We start from the raw sequence: 15,425 nt of genomic DNA, 5'->3' as shown, positions 1-15,425 counted from the left end.
GTATGACTTTTAGTACTACTTCACATCATAAGGACTCACTTCAAGATGATAGGCAGTTCTGTATGCAAGGGGACGGGGACACTTCTCTTCTGAGCGGGATAAACTTCAGGCAATTGAGAAATAGCTTCTTTGAGCCAGGTTTCAAGTTCAGGGTTTTGAGAGGCAATGTGATCTGAAATTTTTAAATCTTTGATTTTGGTGTCACCTTCAGCAGAAATGTGAAGCTTTAGGACAACAGTGTCTCGAATACTGTTGGAAGTTTTCAATTGATACTGACTCAGATGATTGCCAATGTTGTTTTTAATTTCAGTTTCAAAACAGGTTTTGCTTTTTGATTTAGAGGTTACAGAGCCACAATTTTGAAATGTAGGATAAAAATCAACTTCCTTCCAATTGATAGATTTCATTTCTTCTTCCATAATCTGCTCTGCAGATTGCTTTTTCAGGTCAAAATCTTTGCAGGAACACAATAGCAAGATCAAAAAAAGGCTTGTCCATAACTTCATAAAGTAAATGTAATGAAAAGCTGTTTAAGTAGAAGTTTTGTTTTTGGATTCTATCCACAAGGACATGTATTTGGTGCTTTGTGTGGAATGGTGCATCAAAATTTGGCCTACAAAATTTTGCTGTCTGTGTAATTCTAAGTCCTTTTCAAGTTTCTTGAGTCGTTTAAAGAAATTAGCTGCAAACACTCGACGCTGAAAACGCTTGTTGATAATTTTAAAACCATTTTTTTGTCCAATCTTCCATCGCTTTGGCATCTTATACAATAGTACAGCCTTTCTTGCGATTTCTTCAGGAGAATTAGCGATTTCTCCACACCAGGGAAGATCTCCGCAAAGTCCTTCTGCGCCTATAGTTGTCGTGATGGAGGGTGTTCCTGCCTGCATAGCGTCTATAAACTTGCCTTTGAGACCTGCGCCAAACCTGAGTGGGCCTAGTAAGACTCGGGCTTGTTTTATGGCATCAATGGCATTTGGTGCTCTGCCTTTGATTAAAAATCCATGTTTAGAATTGTGTAATTGTTCCACCTTTTGTGAGGTGTAAGCGCCGTAAACATGGAGTTCTGCGTCTGGCAATTCTTTCCTGATGAGTGGCCAAATCTCCTCTTTTAAAAACAAGGTTTTATCCCAATTGGGTGCGTGTAAAAAATTACCGATGCTGATAAAGTTTTGACGTTCTTCGTAGGTTGGAAGATTCTCGATATCGCTATCTTTCATGGGTTTTAAGAGGAAGGGGAGGTAGAGTAATAGCCCTTTGTTGACTTTAAATTGATTCACAAGCAAGTCCATTTCGGATTTGGAAATGATCAAACTCAGGTCACTTCGCAAAATAGAAGCAATTTCTCGCTTAGCGATATCGGTATAGAGGTACTTTTTTTTGAAGGCTTTTTGGTCTTTGTAAGCCTGCTGCCTTGCTTTTCTTAGGAAATGGAGGTCTTCTGTATCAAGAATCCGTAAGGCTTTAGGGCAATGCTCTGCCACTCGCCACCCAAACTGCTCTTCCATCATAAATCGGTCAAAAAGCACATGAGTAGGTTGCTCTTCTTTCAAAAACTCATCAAAATTGGAGTCGTTAACTTGAATTTGCTTTTGAGTAATACCGAGGTGTTCCAGGTTTTCAGCATTCTCTGAAAACTTGGCCGGGGAAGCATAAATCACCTCAAATTTCTTTTTCAGAAATAAGTCGATAAGTTGCATCATCCGCCCACCAGCTGCCGAAGAATTTGGCTCTGGCCATACAAAACCAATGATCACTAATTTTGAATTCACCATAGATTTTACTTTCAATTTTTGCGAAAATCGGAATTAAAGCTTGTTTTTTAAATGAAGTTATGAATATTTTCTCATTACTTTTTAAGTAGGTAGGGGAGGTTTCAGCTCAATTTTTCATCCTACCTTAAATCTCACAGCTTCATTAACTCAAAACCTCCTACAGCACAGAGATGTACAGACTTTCTAACTGAAAACTAAAACAAGAAAAGCTTTGCTTTGGGGTTTATGCTTTTATAAAAAGAAATTCCACACCAATCCAAAGCGGATGGCAAAGTCTCTATAAGGTTGCCTTGGCGCAGCAAAATTTGAATTTCCTTCAAAAAGCGTCGTAAAGTTTTCCAGTTTGAAATATATACGAGCTTCTCTGACTTTAGCGTTTAAGAAAAAATCGGCTGTGTAAAACCCTTCTAATTCCTGAAAATCCTGGATGGCAAATTCAGAAAGAATAGGGTCATAAGCCTTGCTCATAAAGCCGGTGAAATAGTTTAAAGTCAATCCTGTTTGCAGGTACAAAGCTCTGTCAAAAAGGTAATTGTCGTAAAAGAATGAGTTCCTTGTTACAAATTCTGGAACAGGAAAAACCGATTCGCCATTAAACACATTTTGATACATTACTGTGTTTGCTAAGTTGAAGTGACCGTATTTAAAGTCCTTTTCAGCTTTAATTTTCAGATATCGTATTTGTTGGTCAGTCTGAAGTGGCCTTACCAGACTATCAACAGCCGAACCTTCGGGAGTTCTTTCAAAGCCAAAATAGGCATGGTTATCTATTTGAGTTAATGAAGCTACAACTCTGCCATATTTTTCCGACTTAGCTTCAGCTTCAAGATGCTGGGTGTTTACATTGTCAAAATTTGGATTGTACCAGTTGTAATTTTCATAATCGCTTTGGTTTAAGATCCAGTTGAAATTAGGAGCCGTAGAACTCAAATCCAATCTTGCAGAAAACTGAAGGGAGTCTGAAAATTTTGTACTGGCTTTTCCGTGTACTTCGTACCCACCATCATAATCTCCAGTGATGTTGTAAATGGCTTGACCTTCGAGTTTGAATCCTTTATAGGTTTTTAAATAGGTTCCTCCAATGCTTAAAACATCTGTTTTTAATCGATTGGGGATGACTCCGTCTTCAAAAACAACAGACGTATTGTACCCATAATTAAGGTTGCTGTGTTTAGCCATGAATCCAATTTTACCTAAATATTTTTGGTAATAGGACAAAATCATCGTGTTGGAAACATTTTGGTACTCTACTTCGTCTTCTAAATCTGAATTTTCAAAAGTGGCTCCAAAGAATTGAGGAGTTGAAGCGCCTTGGTTATATCTATATTCCTTATCCGTGAAGTCCATGATATGATTCAGGCGTATTTGCCCGTTTTGAGTTGAATCGTTTCCTGGTCTTATATTATAATATTGATTTAAATAAAAACGCTTTGCATCTAGTTTGTTTTCAGCATTCCTCAGCCTGACTTCTGCCGAAGCTCTATTTTGAACCTCTTGGATTTCATCAATGTATTGCTGATTTGCCCGGTCTGTTAATCCACCGTTCTCTTGATTCAAGATGTCCTGAGCTGCAAAATGAGACCTCACAAAATAGCGATTATTTTTTGTCCTATAATTTAACCCAATCCTTAAATTTCCAGTACTGGCCAATTCACGCTGATAATTACCCAAAGATCGCAGACCTTTATAAGCGATCGAAATGTTTAAGTTAGGTTTTAGATTAGTTGCAAAACTGGCATCGAGATTTTGCCCCTGTTGGAATACTGTTCTAAAGTAAAGCTCTGTTAAAGGAGTTGGTACTTCGTAATAAGGAATGTCTTCAACTTCAAGGTAGTTGAAGTGTTTAGCTCTGGCTCCAAATCGAGGTAAAGCCTGCAGGTCCTGAAAATTATAGCCTAATTCTGTATAAGGTCTGCCAATATTAGCAAATGGTAAAAGTTCAAAATCATCTTTTCTTAGGTAGTTATAGGCATAGTCTTTTCTAATACTTAGTGTTGTATCCACATAAGTTGTATCGTTGCTAATGCTTATGATTTTGTATTTTGAAATGTGTGGTTTTTCACGATCATCCTTTACTGAAGTTGTGGTTTCACCACGCTGATTATTTTGGCCCTGTTGAGTTTGATTACTTTGTTGTAATCTCAAATCCTGAGCTTGAGACCAAGTTGTGAAAAGTAAAATGAAAAAAAGATAAAATACCGACTTCATTAGCAGTTTTAAAACGTGAGCAAAAGTATCATTTTTAGTTTACTTAAGATTTAATGTCATTTAGAAATCAATTTAGAATTTCAGAATTTTTATTTTTGTTTCTGAAATTGATTATGCTCCAACTAAATTTTCAAGACAAATACCTGGAATGTGGAACAGATGAAGCTGGTCGTGGCTGTTTGGCTGGTCCCGTGACAGCCGCCGCTGTTATCCTGCCCAAAGATTTCCATAATACCATGTTGAATGATTCTAAGCTTTTGACATCCAAAAAACGTGAACTCTTGGAAGTTATTTTAAAAGAAGAATCTTTAGCTTTTGGAATATCTCAAGTGGATATGGAAATTATAGACGAGATCAATATTTTAAATGCGTCCATTCTTGCTATGCACCAGTCTATTCAGCAGCTATCTCCACAGCCGGAATTGATTTTGGTAGACGGAAATAAATTTAAAGCCTATAAAAAAATTCAGCACCAATGCATTATTAAAGGCGATTCAAAGTTTTTGAGTATCGCCGCAGCATCAATTCTCGCTAAAACCGCCAGAGATGCATTTATGAGAAAAATAGACAAAGAATACCCAATGTATGGATGGGCTCAGAACAAAGGCTACCCTACTAAAGCCCATCGAAGGGCCATCCAAAAATACGGCATTACAAAATACCACAGAAAAAGCTTTAAATTATTACCAGAGCAGATGGAATTAAAATTGAAAACCAATTAGATTATTTTAGTTTTAATACTATTTTTCAACTTAATTTTGTCTTTTGAAATTGTCTAGTTTATGCGTTACCTTTTTATAATTATTTGTTTTTCAATAGGTTTAAGTTCTTGTGATTTTGACTCTGATTCTGCTCAAGGAAAACTCATCGATTTTATTCCATCTAAATCTGTTTTGATTTTAGAATCCGAAAACCTTTCAGAATCCATTGAAGAATTAACCTCTACAGATTTGTTTCAGAATAATTCCTCTTTACCTGTTTTTAAAGAACTGGAGGGTAATCTAAGATTCACTAATTATTTTGACCAAAGTGCTGAAGCTTTTCTGGCAGTCACTCCCATTGGTGAACGTGAACTCGCCACCTCTTTAATCATCGAAGACAAATATTTAAAACTCGATTCTGTTCAGTTAGCAAAGCAGAACACTATAGACTATGCTGGTAAAGTAATTTCAGAATTCAAACTAGAGGAGTCAACGTTTTTTTCTACCCTAATCGAGAAGGTCAGAATTTCTTCAGAGTCGAAATTGATTATTGAAAATGTCATCAGAGCTTACAACAACCAGTTTAAGTTTGATGAAACTTTTTATAAAGCGCACAAAGCAGCCACAGGAGAGACTTCAGTTTTTATAGACCTGGAAGAAGCTGATTACTTATATAAAAATGAATTTAAAACATTAACTGCCAAATCCATTAAAGGCTTAGGTAAATGGCTAAGCTTAGATCTTGATGTATCCAAAGGAAGTTACAGATGGTCTGGAGCTATATTGAGTGATAAAGCCTCCAAAAAGCTTGATCTCTTTGACAGAACTTCTCCTTCAAATTTTAGACTTCATGAAGTTACTCCTGCCAATGCAACAGGGTTTTTAAGTTTATCGTTTTCAGATTTTAAAGTGCTTCAGGAAAACAGAGCTGCTCAGGATTACAAGGCTTCCTCTGTATTCAAATTTATGTTTCAAAACACCAAGGAAGTTGGAGCAATCGAGTTAGAAAATGGTTCTTTAGTTTATGATATGGTAAGTTCCGATGTGACCAAGACTTTAGATTCCCTTTCTAAAATGACTCAGCAGGAAACCTCCTTTAGAAATCAAACCATCTATAGTTTTGAACCGGAAAACGTGTTTGCGGATTTTTCTCCACTATTTTCCAATCACAAATTTTCTGTGTTCACAGTTTACGATAGCCATTTCTTGTTTGCTAAAGACCAAGATGTCTTAGAAAATATGCTGGTTAATATTAATAATCGATCGGTTTTGAGCGAATCTTCATCGTTCCAGGCGGCATTGGATAAAATGAGTTCCAAAGCACACATGGTTTGGGGTGGACAACTAGATGCCATGGTGGATCGACTGGAGAAATCTGCGACAGAAGAATTTTCTTCAAACCTTAAAAACTTCAATACTGAGGGATACAGTTCTGTAATAATGCAAGCTACTCAGGAAGATAATTTTGCTTTTGTAAATGGAATTTTATCCAAGACCAATTCTGAAAGTAAGTCTAAAGAAGCTATAGAAGTAAAGCGTATAAAACTTGAGAACACAATTACTTCAGATCCAGCGTTTTTCATCAACTGGAGAACACGACAAAAAGATATTGCAGTTCAGGATGAAGAAAATAAATTACATCTTCTGGGTAAAGACGGAAACACCATCTGGACTAAAACTCTGGACAGTAGAATTGTAGGGGAGATCCATACTTTTGATATCTACCGAAATACAAGGCTTCAAATGGCTTTCACGACTCAGAATAAACTTTATGTTGTTGATAAAAATGGAAATAATGTATCTCCATTTCCTCTGGACTTTAAAGATTTCATCACTGAAGGTTTGGCCATTTTTGATTACGATAACAATGGTAAATACAGGTTTGTAGTCGTTCAAAACGATGAAGTATTGATGTATAATAAAGAAGGAAAACTAGTGAAAGGCTTCGATTATAAATCTAAAGGCAGTATTAAACGAACTCCAAAACACATAAGAATTGGGAGGAAAGACTATATTTTGGTAGAAAATGATCAGGGGCTTAATATTCTTAGCAGGACAGGAGCAGAGCGCGTCAAACCCAAACAAAGAATTTCTACTTCAGGAAATCCCTGGGGTTTGCATAATAAAAGTTTTGTTGGGACAAGTGATGTGGGGCAGCTTATAGAAGTGTCTGAAAATGGAAGTGTACAAACCACAGATTTAAACCTTACCGATAATCATTTTATTACCGTAAGTCCGAAACACGTTGTGACGTTTTCTGAAAATAAATTGAGCATAAACGGCGTGAGTAAAACCCTGGACTACGGTCTCTATTTGTCACCGCAGATTCATGAAGACGCCAACAGGACCTATTTCAGTATTGTCGATCAGCAGGCGAGTAAAGTCTATTTATTCGATGAGCAAGCTGAATTGGTTTCTGGTTTTCCCGTCTTTGGAAACTCACAGATCGATATAGATCTAAAAGTTCCCAGTGAGATTAATTTTATCGTCAAAGGCGACGATAATGCCGTGTTGATTTACAATAAAACGCTTTAAGACTCCATCAATTTGGCCTCAAATAACTTGGCAAAATGTTTTTTGAGTTTAACTTTCACTTCCTCCACAGGGATTTCAGCTTTGCCAAGCTCCACATTCAAGGAAGTCACAGCTTTGTCTTGTATGCCACAAGGCACAATGTTATCAAAATAACCTAAATCGGCATTCACATTAAAAGCAAAGCCATGCATGGTGACCCAGCGTGAGGCGCGCACGCCCATGGCACAAATTTTTCTGGCGAAAGGTGTACCTACATCCAGCCAAACACCTGTTTCTCCCTCGCTACGCTCAGCTTTGAGGCCGTATTCAGCCAAAGTGAGAATCACCATTTCTTCAAGAAAACGCAGGTATTTATGAATATCGGTAAAGAAATTTTCAAGATCCAAAATGGGATACCCTACGATTTGTCCGGGGCCGTGATAGGTGATATCACCACCGCGATTGATTTTATAAAAGGTCGCGCCTTTCTCGGCTAATTGCTTTTCATCGAGCAGCAAATTGGCCAAATCTCCACTTTTACCCAGAGTATACACATGCGGATGTTCAACGAAAATCAGGTGATTTTCTGTAGCTAAATCGGTTGATTCCCGTCGGTTTTGAACCTTTATGTTGAGTACTTTTTGGAACAATTCCTCTTGAAAATCCCAGGTTTCTTTATAATCGCGTTGTCCTAGTTCCAGGACTTTTATGGCTTTATTCATGGATTTAAAATTGTACTACAAAGGTACACTTTATAGCGTAGACCTTGGTTTTATTCTGAAATTGCCTCTATTTCTTTAACAGTTTTTCGATATCCAGCTTAGATGCATGAGGTTCATTAGAAGATCCATCCGTTGAGCGTGTAGACTAATAATCAATGTTAAGGATTGATGTAGTGATAACTACTGAAGGGTAAAGTAGCTAGTATTTTATTTTTACATAGACTTTAGATCTCAGAGTCCTGCCCCCAAATCACTTTGTTTAAATCCTCTTTTAGATTTTCATGCTTTAATTCGCAAACTACTTTCCAAATAGGGGCGCTAGTCCTGATATCTTCATAAAAAAAGTAAGAGACAGAAAAAGGGGTGTAACGCTGACATCTCAATTTGAATTGGATTCAAATAATATTTAAAAGGATATGCTCTCCAAACTATCTCATTGATAAAAGCCAAGGTGGTGAATTTTTAAATTTATCAATTTTAAAGAAATCAGCTGCTGATTCATGTCATAATAAGTCACTGCGTCAATGCGACTGACCCTCCATTTTATCTCGAAGTATTGTGTTATTCAGATATGTGGGCACTACAACCAAAATCTAATCACTTATTATGTTTGATTGCATTCAAGTATTTTTTGATATTAAGAAATTCAGTTTTTAGTATTTACTCAAATAAATCTTCTTCGATTCCTTCAGACAAACTTCCTCACCCAAGACGTTTCTTCAGAATAAAAGGAAACATAAAGCTAAGGATCTAAAGAATGAGGTCAACTTGTATTAAATCCTGCCTGCGTGATGCAGTCAGGCAGGTCAGAATAAAAAGAAAAGACTGGAACAAATCTTAAAATCTTTAATCCTGGGTTTATAAAAGAAATTGTTGGATTGTCTTTATCTTTGCGCCTTTAGAAAATTATACACTCATGCAATTATCAGAACAAGAACGCGTAAGGCGAGATAAACTGGCTACTCTTAGGGAAATGGGCATCAATCCGTATCCTGCTGCTCAATTTGATTATACTCATACTTCCAAACAAGTGAAGGAGGATTTTGAAGAAGGCCAAAAGGTAGTGGTTGCTGGTCGTCTGGTCTCCCGTAGAATCCAGGGAAAGGCGTCGTTTGCTGAGTTACAGGATGGGGAAGGCCGCATCCAGGTGTACTTTAACCGCGATGAGATTTGCACGGGCGAAGACAAGACTTTGTACAATGAGGTGTATAAAAAATTGCTGGATATCGGTGATTTTATAGGTATAGAAGGAGAGTTGTTTACGACTCAGGTGGGTGAGAAAACCATCAAAGTTTTGGATTTTCTGCTCTTGAGCAAGTCTTTAAAACCGCTTCCACTGCCTAAAAAAGACAGGGAAGGCAAGGAGTATGATGGGTTTCATGATGCTGAGCAGCGCTACAGACAGCGCTACGCCGATTTGGCGGTGAATCCTGATGTGAAAGAGATTTTTAAAAAACGCTCGGCTTTATTTACAGCCATGCGGGATTTCTTTAATGCGCAAGGCTATATGGAGGTGGAAACCCCAATCTTACAATCCATTCCGGGTGGTGCTGCGGCACGTCCTTTTATTACGCATCACAATGCTTTAGACATTCCATTGTACCTGAGAATTGCTAATGAATTGTACCTGAAACGCTTGATTGTAGGTGGCTTTGATGGTGTGTATGAGTTTTCCAAAAATTTCAGAAATGAAGGTATGGATAGAACGCATAATCCAGAGTTTACAGCGATGGAAATCTACGTGTCTTACAAAGATTACAACTGGATGATGGAGTTTACCGAAAACTTGCTGGAGCATTGTGCGATGCAGGTGAACGGAACCACAAAAGCTAAGTTTAAAGAGCATCACGTCGACTTTAAAGCGCCATATAAGCGTGTGACGATGACCGATGCCATTATAGAGTTTACGGGATTTGACATTACGGGTAAGTCTGAAGAAGAGCTGAGAAAAGCTGCTCTTGACATGGGCTTGGAAGTGGATGAAACCATGGGAAAAGGTAAGCTGATTGATGAGATTTTTGGTGAAAAGTGTGAAGGCAACTATATAGAGCCTACGTTTATCACCGACTATCCCAAAGAGATGAGTCCGTTGTGCAAAGAACACAGAGACAATCCAGATTTGACCGAACGCTTCGAACTGATGGTGTGTGGGAAGGAAATCGCGAATGCGTATTCAGAATTAAATGATCCCATCGATCAGCGGGAGCGTTTTGAAGAGCAGCTGAAATTAGCCAAGAAAGGTGACGATGAAGCGACTGAGTTTATTGACTATGATTTCTTAAGAGCTTTGGAATACGGTATGCCGCCAACCTCTGGTTTGGGAATTGGTATGGACCGATTGATTATGTTCTTGACGGATAATCCTTCGATTCAGGAAGTCTTGTTCTTCCCGCAAATGCGTCCGGAAAAGAAAAAAGTGGAGCTGACTGAAGAAGAAAAAACCGTTTTGGAACTTTTGAAACAAGAATCTCCTCAGGAGCTGGAAAGTATCAAATCCAAATCTGAGCTAAGCAATAAAAAGTGGGACAAAGCCATAAAAGGATTGAGAAGTAAAGATCAGGCTACGGTTGATAAAACTGACGAAGGTTTGTTTGTGAAGTTGTTGTAAGCAGCAAAATACTTAAGACTGATTCTCTATGCTCTCTGTGTCTCCATGGTAAAAAATTAACCATAGAGTCGCAGAGAACGCGAAGAAATAAAAAAGTTTTGTCACCTCGATTTAGGAGAAATCTTTTCATCTCGGCTTGGTGAAATATCCTTCACTTTGTTGCACTCCATTCAGGATGACATCCGTTCTTTAAAGCTCAATCTTATTAAACTCATAATCGCTGAAAGTCTCCAGAGTTTTCTCTAAAGCATACTTCATGTTAGTTTCCGCTTTCAGGCTGTCGTGAAAAACGATAATGCTGCCTGGTTTTGCATTTTTTTTTATTCTAAGAAAACAGTTTTCTTTTGAGACTTTTGCATCATAATCTTTGCTGATGATGTCCCACATGATAATATGATCGCCTTTCTCTAGGATTGATTTTGCCTGGGCTGAGGTGCACTTTCCGTAGGGTGGGCGAAAAAGATTAGATTCAAATGTATTTGATCCTATTTCATCTTCACAACGCTTAACATCTTTCAGATACTCTTCAGTTGAAGTTTTCCAGCCATTGATATGGTGGAAGGTGTGATTACCAACAGCATGCCCCTCAGCAACAATTTGTTGAAACAGTTCAGGGTGCTTTCTGATGTTATCTCCAATGCAGAAAAAAGTAGCCTTAGCCTTATGCTTTTTTAGTTGATCCAGTACCCAAGGGGTAACTTCTGGAATGGGTCCGTCATCAAAAGTGAGGAACATCTCTTTTTTAAATGAAGAGATGTTCCAGACACGTTTGGGAAAGATTTGTTTCAGGAAGTCATTTGATTTCAAATCTTTTATTCATTTGGAATTTGATCAGGCCTTAATAAACCTTCACTTGAACTGTCCTTTTCTATCTTCTCGATATCATCTTCATTTAATTCATCCAGCAAATCTTGGTCAACATTTTCGGATTCAGAATCACTATAGAAATGGCTAAATTTCTCTAAGTAAGTATTGAATTCAGCTGCTTTATCTTTTACCATCTCCGTGTCTTGGTGAATGATAAGGATATCAACTAAGCTTCTGTATTTTTCTATTTCAGTAAAAATTTCCTCAGCGTTGTCAATTTGATCTTCATATGACATGCCTGCATAATAAGACAACCATTCCTGATAATTGGTAGCTAACTGCTCCCAAATTTCCCTTGCTTTTTCAGGTTTATCAATTTGATAATACCCAGTTACAAAAGGTTCAACAAGTTGATAATACTGGTAGTGTTTTACTGGAATATGCGTCATTCCTAAATCCAAAACATCTTCGGCTTTACTCAACTTATTTTTACTGATTAATTTTTCTGCAAGCCTTGCCAGATTACTTCTGTACGTGATGGCATTTTTACGGGTCTCCGGGTCGTGGTAGATGTCATCACTACCACTATTTCCCCAGTCCCAATTCATCACAATGTCATACATTTTATCCTCATCGATACGTCCCATATCAAAAGGATTTTTTGGGTTAACAGGTGTTTTGATAGGAACCAGTTTATAAGTAACTCCTTCCAGTTGTAAATAATCCTTCATCCATAAATAATCTTCATCTCTAAAGCTACCACCCGTAAAATAGATTGGACGTTCCCAATCGTTATTTGCAAGTAAGTCGAGCATCATAAGGTTAGGCTTATAGACAAGATTGTCTTCTAAATTGATAAAAATATTAGGTACAATAAGATCAGCATCTTCCTGTTTTACGATTCCGTTTCTCAAAACCTTTTCTTTGTTGACGGGAACTCTTATGTTTTTAGTAGGAAAAATATTGACCGTTTGTCCACTTTGGAGTTCAGCTTTAGTGGTCTCATTGTCACTTTTGATATACTGAATAAACTTATTGATACTTAGTGTATCACTTATCCTTGGATCTTCCTGATACCAAATAGCATCGTTGGTTCCATATTTATAATCTTCATGCACGAGAGTGGTTTTGATAGCTTCACTCTCGTAAGCTTTTCTTCTCATCTGGTCAATGTACCAATCTGTTGCAAAAAGGCTAGTGTTGATGGTTCTCACGTCGGTTCTATAGCCTTCAATTTCCTGTGCATACCACAAGGCAAAGGTATCGTTATCCCCAATTGTAAATAAGATGGCGTCTTTGTCTACAGAATCCAGGTATTTTTTGGCCATGGCCAAAGTCGTGTACTTATTGGAGCGATCGTGGTCATCCCAGTTTTCTGAAGCCATCAGTACAGGCACTGCAAACAAGCAAATCACCCCAACAGCAGGTGCAACTAAAGTAGGCGTAATGTATTTTTTTAAGTAGTGAAATAGAGCATAAACGCCTAATCCAATCCATATCGCAAACACATAAAATGAACCTACTAATGCATAGTCTCGCTCTCTGGGTTCAAAGGAGCGCTCATTGAGATAAATCTTTAGTGCTATTCCAGTAAATAAGAAAAAGACGGTAAGCACCCAAAAGCGTTTGACGTCCTTGGACGCATGAAAAAATAAACCTATAAGTCCCAAAATAAGAGGTAGGAAATAATACGTGTTTCTTGCTTTATTATCCGCCAGATCTGAAGGAAGATTTTTTTGACTTCCTAACCTGTTTTCGTCTATAAAGTCAATTCCAGAGAGCCAATTACCATCAAAATTGGTGTACTTTCCTTGGTTGTCATTTTGCCTTCCTGCGAAATTCCACATAAAATACCTCCAATACATATAACCCATTTGAAATTCGAATAAGTAATGGAAATTGGAAGCAGTGGAAGGTTTCTGGATGTCCAGATATTGATTAAATCGTTTCAAAAAGCTGATGTAGCCATCTGATGAGACTTCACCTTTGTTATAATCAGATTTAAAGGTGTTGACGATAGAAACTAACTCTTGTTCACCTCTATATTCTGGTTTTATAGAGAATTCCAAAGGACCCGTAAACATCATATAATTAGACGCATGCTGAGTACTCCACATCCTTGGGAGAAAGGTTTTATGCGCCGCATCTGAGTTTTGTTTGGCATTTTTATAATCGTTGATAATGACGTATTCGCCTTTTTCTTCGTCTTTTTCATAGATAGGATCATCATCGAGATAAGGATTGTCTGGGTCTAAACCAGCAAAAAGCTCAGTGAATTGAGGGCCATAAAATAGATGAGTTTCAGGGTATTGATCTCTGTTGTAATAAGCTAAAAGTTGTTGGGCACTACTTGGGTCGTTTTCATTGATTACAGTACCAGCATTTGCTCTTATGGGGAGCATTATCCAGCTGGAGAAGCCTATGAAAACAAATAAGATGCATAAGAGCACGGTATTGATATGGATATAATTCTTTTTCCTTGTATAAGTCAATCCAAAATAAAAAACAGCGATGGCCAATAAGCCTGCAATGATGGTTCCTGAATTGAACGGCAGACCAAAACTGTTAACGAAAAATACCTCCATTTTCGCAAAAAATGTAAGGGCATAGGGGAGAAGTAGTTTAAAAATAAATAGCAAAATACCAACCACAACAAGGTTTGCTACTATAAAATTTTTAACGGTGATTTTCTTGTAGTTTTTAAAGTAGTAAAGAAAACCAATGGCTGGAATCGTCAATAATCCCATAAAGTGAACGCCAAAAGACAGACCAACAATCAAGGAAATCAGGATGAGCCAGCGATTTCCTCTCGGTTTATGCATATCTCTTTCCCAAAGTAAACCTACGTAGAACATAGCTGCCATGATACAAGCTGCCATAGCATAGACTTCTGCTTCCACTGCACTAAACCAAAAACTATCTGTAAAGGTAAAGGTGAGGGCTCCAACCATACTGCTGGCCAAAATAGCCATATCTGAGGCTTTGGTTTTCACACCTATAGTTGCGGTAAGCTTTTTCAGCAATAATGTTATTGACCAAAACATGAACAAAATAGCAAAGGCACTGGCAACACCAGACATCAGGTTAACCATAAAGGCTACCTGACTATCGTCTGAGGCAAACATGGAGAAGAAGGCCCCGAATATTTGATAAAATGGAGCGCCAGGTGGATGACCTACCTGTAGTTTTGCTGAAGTGGCTATATATTCTCCTGCATCCCAAAAACTTGCTGTAGGTTCCGCAGTAAGATAGTATGTGATGAAGGCTACCAAAAAGGCAAACCAGCCTAATAGTTTATTCCAAAGTGAGAAGGCATGCTTTGTCATTGAAAATAATTTTGGACGAAAATAAACAATTATGAAATCTTATAAACGTATGAGTTTGAATATTATTTGTCGCTATTTAGGTGAATTATTCAACACCAAATTTTCTTGAATAATTTTTAAAAAAGGGTTTGCTCATATAAAAGTTAGTTTTATATTTGCACTCCAATAATTATTGGCCTATGGTGTAACTGGCAACACGTCTGGTTTTGGTCCAGAAGAGTCTAGGTTCGAGCCCTAGTAGGCCAACTTTATTCTAATCCGATTTCTTAGTTGAGATCGGATTTTTATTTGTGATACACAGTTTTAAGGGCGAGAAGCCTGTCCCGAGTCCCGATGAGTATCGGGATAGAGGGGAGCCCTACCTGCCAGACCAGATTTATAGGCTGGGTAGGCCAACTTTATTCTAATCCGATTTCTTAATTGAAATCGGATTTTTTATTTTTGGTAGATTGAGCCAGGACCCAGAAATCATCAATTTAAAGGATGACAACAAAATGGCAAAGTTCTCATTGGCTATAGATAAAAGCTACAAGGACAAAAGCGGACAAAAAGTAGAGCGCGCCTACTGGCACAACATCATCGTAAGAGGTGGCTAGAAAAAAGTTGAGGAAGGTTACGTCAACAAAGGTCAGGGGATTGTTGTTGAGGGCAAACTCACTAACCGCTCATGGGAGGATAAAGACGGTAACAAAGGGTATAATACTGAGGTTATCTGTAATGATTTACCTATGTTGACAAAATATATATTAAATAAATGAATGTAA

General features: G+C 37.8%; 9 protein-coding genes, 1 tRNA gene and 1 pseudogene. 5 read left to right on the top strand and 6 right to left on the bottom strand.

Annotated elements, in window-relative coordinates:
- Nucleotides 1-35: 35 nt before the first annotated feature.
- The 3 genes from LB454_RS05155 to LB454_RS05145 all read right to left on the bottom strand — a co-directional run bounded on the left by LB454_RS05155 (nt 36) and on the right by LB454_RS05145 (nt 3,983).
- Complete coding sequence (locus tag LB454_RS05155; RefSeq protein ID WP_224463550.1) at nt 36-506, bottom strand: hypothetical protein; 471 nt, start codon at nt 504-506, stop codon at nt 36-38.
- A 24-nt stretch (nt 507-530) separates the two neighbouring features.
- Nucleotides 531-1,775, bottom strand: coding sequence for a glycosyltransferase (locus tag LB454_RS05150; protein ID WP_224463549.1), 1,245 nt, complete (start codon nt 1,773-1,775; stop codon nt 531-533).
- 231 nt (nt 1,776-2,006) lie between these two features.
- Nucleotides 2,007-3,983 (bottom strand): putative porin, encoded by a 1,977-nt coding sequence (locus tag LB454_RS05145; protein ID WP_224463548.1) that lies wholly within the window; start codon nt 3,981-3,983, stop codon nt 2,007-2,009.
- A 113-nt stretch (nt 3,984-4,096) separates the two neighbouring features.
- Here LB454_RS05145 and LB454_RS05140 point away from each other — a divergent pair, with 113 nt between their 5' ends.
- Nucleotides 4,097-4,705 carry a ribonuclease HII gene (locus LB454_RS05140; protein WP_224463547.1) on the top strand — a complete coding sequence of 203 codons (609 nt, stop codon included), beginning with the start codon at nt 4,097-4,099 and terminating at the stop codon, nt 4,703-4,705.
- A gap of 60 nt (nt 4,706-4,765) precedes the next feature.
- On the top strand, nt 4,766-7,219 hold the full coding sequence (locus LB454_RS05135) for an NHL repeat-containing protein (protein WP_224463546.1): 2,454 nt from the start codon (nt 4,766-4,768) through the stop codon (nt 7,217-7,219).
- Here LB454_RS05135 and lipB read toward each other — a convergent pair.
- Complete coding sequence (lipB, locus tag LB454_RS05130) at nt 7,216-7,920, bottom strand: lipoyl(octanoyl) transferase LipB (protein ID WP_224463545.1); 705 nt, start codon at nt 7,918-7,920, stop codon at nt 7,216-7,218. The two genes, LB454_RS05135 and lipB, sit on opposite strands and share 4 nt — an antisense overlap.
- Nucleotides 7,921-8,836: 916 nt before the next feature.
- On the opposite strand from lipB, the gene lysS reads away from it, so the two are divergent.
- Nucleotides 8,837-10,528 carry a lysine--tRNA ligase gene (lysS, locus tag LB454_RS05125; protein WP_224463544.1) on the top strand — a complete coding sequence of 564 codons (1,692 nt, stop codon included), beginning with the start codon at nt 8,837-8,839 and terminating at the stop codon, nt 10,526-10,528.
- Nucleotides 10,529-10,717: 189 nt separating this feature from the next.
- On the opposite strand, the gene LB454_RS05120 is transcribed toward lysS, so the two are convergent.
- Nucleotides 10,718-11,335 carry a polysaccharide deacetylase family protein gene (locus LB454_RS05120; RefSeq protein ID WP_224463543.1) on the bottom strand — a complete coding sequence of 206 codons (618 nt, stop codon included), beginning with the start codon at nt 11,333-11,335 and terminating at the stop codon, nt 10,718-10,720.
- 5 nt (nt 11,336-11,340) lie between these two features.
- Complete coding sequence (locus tag LB454_RS05115) at nt 11,341-14,661, bottom strand: glycosyltransferase family 117 protein (protein ID WP_224463542.1); 3,321 nt, start codon at nt 14,659-14,661, stop codon at nt 11,341-11,343.
- 173 nt (nt 14,662-14,834) lie between these two features.
- Here LB454_RS05115 and LB454_RS05110 point away from each other — a divergent pair.
- Nucleotides 14,835-14,907: transfer RNA gene (locus LB454_RS05110), tRNA-Gln, on the top strand.
- A gap of 173 nt (nt 14,908-15,080) precedes the next feature.
- Nucleotides 15,081-15,419, top strand: a pseudogene (locus LB454_RS05105) (single-stranded DNA-binding protein).
- The last annotated feature ends 6 nt before the right edge of the window (nt 15,420-15,425 follow it).

It is taken from the genome of Psychroflexus montanilacus, from assembly GCF_020164535.1.
GTDB lineage: Bacteria > Bacteroidota > Bacteroidia > Flavobacteriales > Flavobacteriaceae > Psychroflexus > Psychroflexus montanilacus.
This window is presented reverse-complemented; position numbering and strand designations above follow the sequence as displayed.